This is a genomic window from Okeania sp. SIO2F4, assembly GCF_010672385.1.
Classification (GTDB): domain Bacteria; phylum Cyanobacteriota; class Cyanobacteriia; order Cyanobacteriales; family Microcoleaceae; genus Trichodesmium.
This window is the reverse complement of record NZ_JAAHGT010000321.1, coordinates 1-9,564: the sequence shown is the minus strand read 5'-3', so window position 1 is coordinate 9,564 and position 9,564 is coordinate 1. Positions and strand designations below refer to the sequence as shown.

The following is a 9,564-nucleotide window of genomic DNA, read 5'->3' as shown; positions in this document are numbered from 1 at the left end:
TACACAATACTATAAACCGTAGGTTGGGTTAAGCGACAGCGCAACCCAACAGAAAACTTCTCAACTTGCTGTACCATTATGGCTGTATTAGCACCGTTGATTTTTGTTGGGTTTCCTTACGTCAACCCAACCTACACAATACTGAAACGCTTATATGTTAAAGTCTACAAGTCTCTGCGCGAGAGAAGAGTACACAACCCCCGCCTCTCCTCCTCCCACCCCCAGACGATACCCCACAATACTATTGGTAGGTGTCCCGTGTAACGCGCAAGGGGGGCGTATAAGTCTGAGTAACCTAACCATCCTTTTTTATCATGCCACCCGACTTTGTTAGCGAACTGTTCGTATACTTCTTTATTATACTCCTTCGTACCACCCAAACTTTGATAAATTTTCTTTTGCACAGAAAAGCCAAACTTACCATCACTGTATTTTACCCAAAGCTGGTCTATTATGCAGAGGTCTTCGCAAGGAAATTTCTCTATATCTTCGACCCTTAGGAAATGTTTCTCCTCTCGCCCTGCAACTTGTAACATAACACGATAAGCTTCCATATCCGCCTCTTTCCAATTTTTAGCAGCTAGGAATTCACGCAGTTTAAAATATTTAGAAGGTAAACTTTGTTGTGGTGAAACTTCCAGGAGTTTTTTAGTCGAACCATTGTCAAAAATATACTTTTTGCCAGATTTTTGCTCATTATCCAATGTCATTTCAGAGCAAAGTAATTGTCGAATTTTAGGGTAATTATCAATCCAATAATTTGCATTTCCTGTTTCCTGATTATTGGGTGTAGATTCAGGACTAAATATGATGGAATTAGTTAATAGAAGAGATTTATCAACAGCATCTTTTTCTAACTTAGCAAGTAGTTGATTATTATTCTTTAGTTCCAAAAGAAGGCGGGGATATCTGAGGGTAATAGCAGTAAACTTAGCTATTTGTTCTGTGGTTATTGTTTCTCTTTCAGCAAAAGTAACTCCAATAGAATAATAGGCAATATAAATCTTGAGTCTCAGTGCATTAATATATTGTTTTAAACGACGAGGATTATAATCAAAAAAATCAGCAACTATCCGGGTGGCTAATTTGAGGCTTTCTTGATCTAAATCTTTTTCAATAATTGGGAAAATAGGTAAATCTGGATATGAAATATTAGCCTCTTGAGATTCTGAATTTTGTTCTGAAACAGAAGACTCTTCTGCCTCTGTTTTTTCCACTTTTCTAAAAAATTTAGTAAAATTCAATACTTCAACAATTAAACTATGAGGAATCCAAAAAAAGCGTTTTTCTTCTTTTTCTGGAGAAGCTTTTATTTCTAAGATTTTTTCAACAAAACTATCCAGCGTCTTTTGAGAAGGTGTAGGAACCGAGAATGATAATTGCACAAACTTTTCCAGAAAACTAAAACCATAATCAACCTTTTTGCTCAACTTTTGACTTTCATTTTCTTCTCCTTGATTTTCGGCGATCGCTGAAGCTAGAAAAGGAATAACATTTCTTTGTTTAAAACTTATAGCTGCTGCTACTTTTTCCCTATCCATACCCAAAATAAAAATTATCTTTGGGTCATTAGAAATCATCATATTTAGAGCTTGTAATAAATCTGCGGATTTACCCAATTCACAACGGTCAAGGTCATCAATAAAAACATAAATCTTCTCATTTTTACCCACATAAGCATTAACAATTTTAGAAAAATCCTCGTGAAACTTTTCAATAAAAGCAACTTGTTTATCATAATCAGGATGCTCAAGATATTGAGTCAAATCCATTTTCTGGTCGCCAATTAAATCCTTTAATATTGCCAGAAGTTTTCCTACTCCAGCAAACCCAGCACCATAACCACCCAATTGTAACCAGAAACTTAAAAGTTGATTATTTTCTTCTTCTTTATTATCAGTTTTTTGCTCATCTTTTTCATCTTCCTCTTCTGCATCTGAATCTGTTTTGACAATATCTGCCAATCTTTCATAAAAAGGAAAAATTCCCGCGACTTTATCTGGAAAAAATACAACAATTGGAACAGAAGCAATAATAGTTGCCATTAACCATATTATTACCAAAGTCTGGAGAAATTTCACTGGTTTATTTTTCCAGTCAAGACGATTCCCGATTAGAATTAAGTAACTGCAGAAATTATATAAAATATCAGATAAATTGCGATTTTTAGATAATTGTTCTAAAAAAGAGAGAGCAAAAGTAGCCCAAAGAGATTCAGATTTATCATGCCGCCAAGCATTAAACCAAACAGTTTTAGTTTTCTGCTTAAATCTCAATTGCCAAAACTTGAATTTAAACAATCTAAGAAATTTATCCTTCTTCTTAATTTCTTTTAAATCTTCCTTATCTAATTCTTTAGACTTCCTTTTAACCTCAGATTCAAGTTGTTTCATAAAAGAAGACTTACCACTACCCCATTCACCTTCGATAGAAATAGTTAGTGGCGGTTTAGTATCTTTATGAGTTAAAAATTCAGCCATTGCTATAACATAAGGAGTAAAACCAAGGTAGTCATTTGTCTCTGGTTGGTCTCCTAGCGTATTATTTGGTTTTGAATTTTCTGTAGATTCAGACATTAGTTTAAAAGTAAATAATTATCGTCAAATTGCAATAAATTCAATTATACTCCTAGCCTCTCCAAATTTATTTTGTAGGTAACTTTGAGGATAATTAAGACCTCTCCCCCGACCCCTCTCCTGCAAGGATAGGGGGGAAATATTCTCCTCCTTCCCTGGTAGGGAAGGGGGTTGGGGGGTTAGGTTTTTTTTACCACAATTAAGGAGTAAAACCAAGTTCATCTTTTGTCGTAGGTTGGTCTCCTAGCGTATTATTTTGCTTTGAATTTTCCGTAGAATCTGGCATCAGTTTAAAAGTTAATAATTATCGTCAAATTGCAATAAATTCAATTATACTCCTAGCCTCTCCAAATTTATTTTGTAGGTAACTTTGAGGATAATTAAGACCTCTCCCCTGACCCCTCTCCTGCAAGGATAGGGGGGAAATATTCTCCTCCTTCCCTGGTAGGGAAGGGGGTTGGGGGGTTAGGTTTTTTTTACCACAATTAAGGAGTAAAACCAAGTTCATCTTTTGTCGTAGGTTGGTCTCCTAGCGTATTATTTTGCTTTGAATTTTCCGTAGATTCAGACATTAGTTTAAAAGTAAATAATTATCGTCAAATTGCAATAAATTAAATAATATAGCAGATTCCAAATACATTGAAGTATAGCGATTTTAACTCTAGTGAGGTGTATTAACGATCCCCCTAAATCCCCCTTTTTAAGGGGGACTTCCGGTTCCCCCCTTGAACAAGGGGGGTTAGGGGGGATCTCCAGGAGTATACCTCACCAAACTGAAATCTTTTGTACTATAATCATGCACTATTTTAGCTATACAACTACAGGTAAAATTGACTCAATTGCCTGCTAAAATTGCGTCGATTTTATGTTATAATCAACTAGCAAAATTATCAGCAATTAAGGGAAAAAAGTCGATTATGGCAACTTATTTAATTACAGGAACTAATCGTGGGATTGGCAAAGAATTATGTAAACAAGTTCATAGCAAAGGTAATAAAGTAATTGCTGTTTGTCGCGAGTCAGATGGGGAATTAGAAAGTTTAGGAATTTCTGTAGAAACAAAAGTAGATATTACTTCGGAACAAGATATAAACGGTTTGGTTAATCGTCTCCAAGGAGTCAAATTAGACGTACTAATTAATAACGCTGGAATAGTCGAAAGAAAAAGCAACTATCTAGATGATTTAGATTTTGATAGTATTCGCAAACAATTTGAAGTGAATGCTATAGGAACTTTGCGACTAACTCATGCTTTATTACCTTTGATGGAATCTGGTGGAAAAATTGCCATTATTACGAGTAGAATGGGTTCAATTGATGATAATAGTTCCGGCGGTTCCTACGGTTATCGAATGTCAAAAGTTGCTGTTAGTATGGCTGGTAAATCTTTATCTGTTGATTTAAAACCACAGGGAATTGCTGTAGCAATTTTACATCCTGGTTTGGTTAGCACTAGGATGACGAATTTTACAGGAATTTCTCCAGAAGAATCTGCCAAAAATTTATTGGCTAGAATTGATGAATTAAACTTAGAAAATACAGGAACTTTTTGGCACGCCAAGGGTGAAGTCTTGCCTTGGTAGTTAAGGAATATCTGGATAAATTATAATCAACAGAAAATATGGGTTGTTACTTTATTGTCGATTATTGCGAGGGGAGATTTACTCTAAGAAACTATTTGTAAACTCATAAAAACCTCTCTCCAAACCTCTCTCCTACGAGGAGAGAGGCTTTGAAACCCCCCTTCCCTACAAGGGAAGGGGGGCAGGGGGGTTAGGTTTGCGCGGATTCATCGGTTCCATGCAGCACTTCTCAAACAGCTTCTAAGTCATTGCGACTGGAACGGAGTGGAAGGAAGCAATCTCTAATACCCTGAGATTGCTATCCTGACGGACTGCTCCGCAAACACTGTCGTTTGCTATCGCAAAGCTACGCTAACGCAATGACAACTGGAACGGATTTGAATTGAGCAGTTTTGAATTCCAAAAATCGTCATTGCGAGGGGAGATTTACTCTAAGTCATTGCGACTGGAACGGAGTGGAAGGAAGCAATCTCTAATACCCTGAGATTGCTATCCTGACGGACTGCTCCGCAAACACTATCGTTTGCTATCGCAAAGCTACGCTAACGCAATGACAACTGGAACGGATTTGAATTGAGCAGTTTTGAATTCCAAAAATCGTCATTGCGAGGGGAGATTTACTCTAAGTCATTGCGACTGGAACGGAGTGGAAGGAAGCAATCTCTAATACCCTGAGATTGCTATCCTGACGGACTGCTCCGCAAACACTATCGTTTGCTATCGCAAAGCTGCGCTAACGCAATGACAACTGGAACGGATTTGAATTGAGCAGTTTTGAGTTCCCAAAATGGTCATTGCGAGGGGAGATTTTACCATTAATTTCTCATCCCTAACCACAATACCCCGAAGCAATCTCAATACTTACGAGATTGCTTCACTGTCGTTTGCTATCGCAAAGCTACGCTAACGCAATGACAATTATAATCACTGTAAGTCCGCAATGGCAACTCTCAAAAAAAAATCGCGACTGCCTTATGGCGGAAACAAAAGAGAAAAGAAAAAAGAGGGGAAAAGAAAAAAGGGTTAAAGAAAAAAGGGTTAAAGAGTTCTCCCGCCACCACACACAATACGAAAACCAAAAGAGTCGAGGTGGTAGTCGCGCCTAATGACGTTGAAGCGATACACGGAACGGCAGTGAGACGGAATGCCGTACCAGGAACCGCCACGCAGTACGGCAGAGTTGTCATCATTTTCCAGCCAAGCACTGCCCTCAGTAGGCGCACCTTCATAGTTTCTATGCCAGTTATCAGCACACCATTCCCAAACATTGCCGTGCATATCAGATAAACCAAAAGCATTAGGAGGAAAAATTTCTATATCCGTTGTTTCTTCTCGATATTTACCTTTAGGGGAGTTGCCATAAGTAAAATTGCCATTGTAGTTAACTAAATCAGTGGTAATAGTTTCTCCGAAATAAAATGGTGTAGTTGTTCCAGCACGACAAGCATATTCCCACTGACTTTCGCTAGGTAGTTTGTATATTTTCCCAGTTTTCTGAGATAGCTTTTGACAAAATTCTGTTGCATCGTACCATGACACACATTCTACTGGGCGGTTTCCTCCTTTAAAGTAAGAGGGATTTTTACCCATAATGGCTTGATATTGGTTTTGAGTAATAGGATATTTACTCATATAAAAAGGTTGCAGAGTAACTTCATGTTGAGGACTTTCAGTATCACGCATTCCCTCTTCATTTTCTGGCGAACCCATAATAAAAGTACCGCCAGGAATAGCTACCATTTCCAACATCGCGCCTTCATCCAAATCTTCAGTAAAAGATTTAAGTTGTCGAAAAATAGTAAGAAGCATTCCAGGCCAAATATTGATCAAAGCTTCTACAGAAATAGCTAACCCCTCCGCTCCATCTTTTTCCATATTGGTAGCTACACCCAAGACATCACCAGTTACCCCGTCAACAACAGGTGCGCCACTATAACCTTTACGGAGGCGATCGCCTGAATTGATCGATAATTCCCAAGCAATAACCCTTTGATTATTTTGAGTCAGGAAACTCTTTTTCCCCACAACTCCTTCAACAATTTTGAGCCTTCTTTTTTTCTCTTCACCATAGAGATAGTTACCTGGTATCTGAAACTTTTTATTCTCTGCCTCAGATAAATTTATTAACTGCAACAATAGGTTATTTAGGTTTTCAACTCGCAAAACTGCCAAATCAAAACCCTGAATATCTCCCATTGCCACAACTTCTGGGGAAATACCATCCACCAATAAACTTTCCTCACCACCCACATCCTCAACAACATGAGCGCAAGTCAGCAAATAAGTATAATTTTGTTCTCTATAAAAAGTAAATCCAGTGCCAATAACATTTTTCTTTCTGTCGTCGGCACTGGTAATTAAAACAATAGATTTTTCTAACTGTCTAATCATTCTCTAATTGTTTAGGTTTCAGCACTAATTTAACTTTTAAGTTTGTACCAGCCTTTCCTTTAGTAACATATAAATTACCGAATTATTAATTAGTTATTAATAATTAAATAATTCTGGTTTAAAGCCTCCCCTTGGATAGGGGAAAAAAAGAAATGATATTTCCCAATATTCAATTCCGTAACGGTTTTAACCAGAGGTAATTATCAATTATCCATTATCAATTATCAATTATCAATTAATGAACTTCCCCCTCAAAATTAAAACCCACTTCCACCTCAGCTTGCTCAATTTCCATATCTTTATTAATTTCTTGCCAAGCCTCAGCAATAGGGCGACTAATACTAATTAATATAGGTTTAACTTTAGCAAAACTAGATTTAACTTGTTTAATCACATTAGTAGAAATTGGTTTTGCTTCATCTTTCGGGACTTCCGCTTCAACTAAAATCCCATCTTCTAGTTCAATTAATCTGGTGGCCATATAACGTTGATGACTGAATTTAACTGCCATTCTATGTCAAGCAAATCAGCAAAATACCAGGGGAAATTAATGAAGTCAGAAGTCAGAAGTTAGAAGTCAGAAGTTGTTTTTGTCAGGGAGATTAGAGCAACTCTCTAAAAACATTTCGCCATTTAGGCGGGGTTTTAGACCCAATTTTTTTGATAAACACAAAATTAAGGAAGGTGTTTGATAAGTATTCCATGGAACTGATGAATCCGCGCAAACCTAACCCCCCTGCTCCCCTTCCCTTAAAGGGAAGGGGGGTTTCAAAGCCTCTCTCCTTGTAGGAGAGAGGTTTGGAGAGAGGTTTTTATGAATTTACAAACAGCTTCTAAGGAAGCGATCGCTTTAACAACTAAGAAAAAGGCTTTTTGCTAATTTAGATAAATTGAAAGAATAGGCAAAAAATTACCTATGCTGACCAGAATTAAAGAATTAGCAACTACCCTTGCACCTCGTCTGATTGAAATTCGTCGCCATATTCACTCCCACCCAGAATTAAGTGGCCAAGAACACCAAACTGCTGCCTATGTCGCAGGTGTATTATCTTCTTGCGGTCTTCATGTCCGGGAAGCTATTGGTAAAACTGGGGTTCTGGGGGAACTCAAAGGTAGTAACAATACTCATCAATGGCTGGCCATTCGTACTGATATGGATGCTTTGCCCATCACAGAACGTACTGATTTAGATTTTGCCTCCCGTAATCTTGGCATTATGCACGCCTGCGGTCACGATGTCCATACAACAGTGGGTTTAGGTGCAGCGATGGTATTGTCTGAGTTGGGAGAACCCCTACCAGGTAATGTACGTTTTCTGTTTCAACCAGCTGAGGAAATTGCCCAAGGTGCAAATTGGATGATTAAAGATGGAGCGCTGGAGGATGTAGAGGCAATTTTAGGAGTCCATACTTATCCGACTATTCCCGCAGGTTCGGTCGGTATTCGCCATGGGGTACTAACTGCTGCTGCTGATGATTTGGAATTGACAATTATCGGAGAATCTGGTCATGGTGCCCGTCCCCACGAAGCTACAGATGCCATTTGGATTGCTTCTCAGGTAATTACTAATTTACAACAGGCTATTAGTAGGACTCATAATCCTTTGAGACCTGTAGTGTTAACAATTGGTAAGATTAGTGGCGGTAGAGCGCCAAATGTGATAGCAGATCGAGTAAAAATGCTGGGAACTGTCCGATCGCTCCATCCAGATACCCACAAAGAATTACCTGCATGGATTGAAAATATTGTGGCCAATGTTTGTAGTTCTTATGGCGCTAAGTATGAACTAAATTATCGTCAGGGAGTGCCCTCTGTACAAAATGACCCAGCATTGACTCAGTTAGTTGAGTCAGTAGCTTTGGAGGCTTGGGGAAGCGATCGGGTTACTATTTTACCAGAGCCTTCCCTTGGTGCAGAAGATTTTTCTGTATATTTGGACCAAGTTCCAGGTATGATGTTTCGTCTAGGAGTGGGACACAAAGACAAACATAACTATCCTCTTCATCATCCCCAGTTTGAGGTAGATGAATCTTCTATTGTTACTTGTGTGGTCATTTTGGCTTATTCTGCCTATAAATATTGGCACAATCGCTAAAAGTCAAAAGTTAAAAGTCAAAATTTTGGTAGTTTTATTAAAGTTACAGGAGTGCGGGTATCTTGCCCGCTAATGGTATACCTGACTAAGATGAAATTCACTATAAAAGTTAAAAGTTTGATGTTTGCGATGACTAGTTTTAGTAAGGCTAAATTGTCCTAACCAAACTTGTAATTGCTATACAAAAAAATTTACTGAAAAAAATGGGTTTGAAGCTGCATCCTACAGGTCTTTTAAACGATAAATTATCTGCTAACTATCAGCAAAAAAATATTAAAATAGAAGTAGTAAATTAAGTTAGTAAGATGGGTTTGACTTTAGTGGTCGGTACTGTTTTGCTACCGCACAACTCCGTTAACGCTCCGCGACATGTTTGCGGAGTATTCCGTAAGGAAAAAACGTTTCGCGGAGCGACTTGAATTGCTTTTGTGGAACATTCCGTAGGATAGCTCCTCTGCAAGAAGCAGCTCCTCTGCAAAAAGCAGTTCCTCCGGAGGAGACAAGAGACAGTTAAGAGTCAGGAGGCTAACTAATAACTGATAACTGAAATTCAGCCGGAGGTACTGATAACTGATAACTGATAACTGATAACTGATAACTGAAAAAGCTGATAACTGAAAAAGGAGAAATATTGTGGCATCAGAACAAGATGAACGAATTAAGCAATTGTTTATCATGGAAGCAGAAGAACATTTAGTAACCTTAGAAAATGGGTTGGTAGATTTGAAGTCTACAATGTCAGATTCTGAAACTATTAATGATATGTTTAGAGCAGCTCACTCTGTAAAAGGTGGAGCTGCCATGTTGGGAATGCACAGTGTCAAAAAAGTAGCTCACCGTTTAGAAGATTGTTTCAAAATAATTCGAGAACATCCTGTTGATATTGACCAAACGGTAGAATCTCAATTTTTAAAAGGAA

6 protein-coding genes are annotated in these 9,564 nt (G+C 38.0%); 3 read left to right on the top strand and 3 right to left on the bottom strand.

Annotated elements, in window-relative coordinates; all coding sequences use genetic code 11:
- Positions 1-164 precede the first annotated feature (164 nt).
- Positions 165-2,576: a GUN4 domain-containing protein gene (locus F6K22_RS20025; RefSeq protein ID WP_293101668.1), complete on the bottom strand. Its 2,412-nt coding sequence runs from the start codon at positions 2,574-2,576 to the stop codon at positions 165-167.
- Positions 2,577-3,493: 917 nt separating this feature from the next.
- Here F6K22_RS20025 and F6K22_RS20020 point away from each other — a divergent pair.
- Positions 3,494-4,159, top strand: a complete 666-nt coding sequence (locus F6K22_RS20020) for an SDR family oxidoreductase (protein WP_293101673.1) — start codon at positions 3,494-3,496, stop codon at positions 4,157-4,159.
- A 1,038-nt stretch (positions 4,160-5,197) separates the two neighbouring features.
- Here the strand turns inward: F6K22_RS20020 and F6K22_RS43085 are convergent.
- Both F6K22_RS43085 and F6K22_RS20005 read right to left on the bottom strand, forming a co-directional pair.
- Complete coding sequence (locus F6K22_RS43085; RefSeq protein WP_375340176.1) at positions 5,198-6,550, bottom strand: SUMF1/EgtB/PvdO family nonheme iron enzyme; 1,353 nt, start codon at positions 6,548-6,550, stop codon at positions 5,198-5,200.
- A 235-nt stretch (positions 6,551-6,785) separates the two neighbouring features.
- Positions 6,786-7,061 (bottom strand): CU044_2847 family protein, encoded by a 276-nt coding sequence (locus F6K22_RS20005; protein ID WP_293101665.1) that lies wholly within the window; start codon positions 7,059-7,061, stop codon positions 6,786-6,788.
- A gap of 405 nt (positions 7,062-7,466) precedes the next feature.
- Between F6K22_RS20005 and F6K22_RS20000 the strand changes: the two genes are divergently transcribed.
- Both F6K22_RS20000 and F6K22_RS19995 read left to right on the top strand, forming a co-directional pair.
- Positions 7,467-8,645, top strand: a complete 1,179-nt coding sequence (locus F6K22_RS20000; protein ID WP_293101662.1) for a M20 family metallopeptidase — start codon at positions 7,467-7,469, stop codon at positions 8,643-8,645.
- Between the two features lie 633 nt (positions 8,646-9,278).
- Positions 9,279-9,564, top strand: a 286-nt coding sequence (locus F6K22_RS19995; protein ID WP_363273977.1) for an Hpt domain-containing protein, incomplete at its 3' end; no start/stop codon positions are given.

What these genes read in the sequence shown, in the direction of transcription:
- F6K22_RS43085 (WP_375340176.1), bottom strand. Translation starts at nt 6,550, where the DNA reads ATGATTAGACAGTTAGAAAAATCTATTGTTTTAATTACCAGTGCCGAC.
- F6K22_RS20025 (WP_293101668.1), bottom strand. Translation starts at nt 2,576, where the DNA reads ATGTCTGAATCTACAGAAAATTCAAAACCAAATAATACGCTAGGAGAC.
- F6K22_RS20000 (WP_293101662.1), top strand. Translation starts at nt 7,467, where the DNA reads ATGCTGACCAGAATTAAAGAATTAGCAACTACCCTTGCACCTCGTCTG.
- F6K22_RS20020 (WP_293101673.1), top strand. Translation starts at nt 3,494, where the DNA reads ATGGCAACTTATTTAATTACAGGAACTAATCGTGGGATTGGCAAAGAA.
- F6K22_RS20005 (WP_293101665.1), bottom strand. Translation starts at nt 7,061, where the DNA reads ATGGCAGTTAAATTCAGTCATCAACGTTATATGGCCACCAGATTAATT.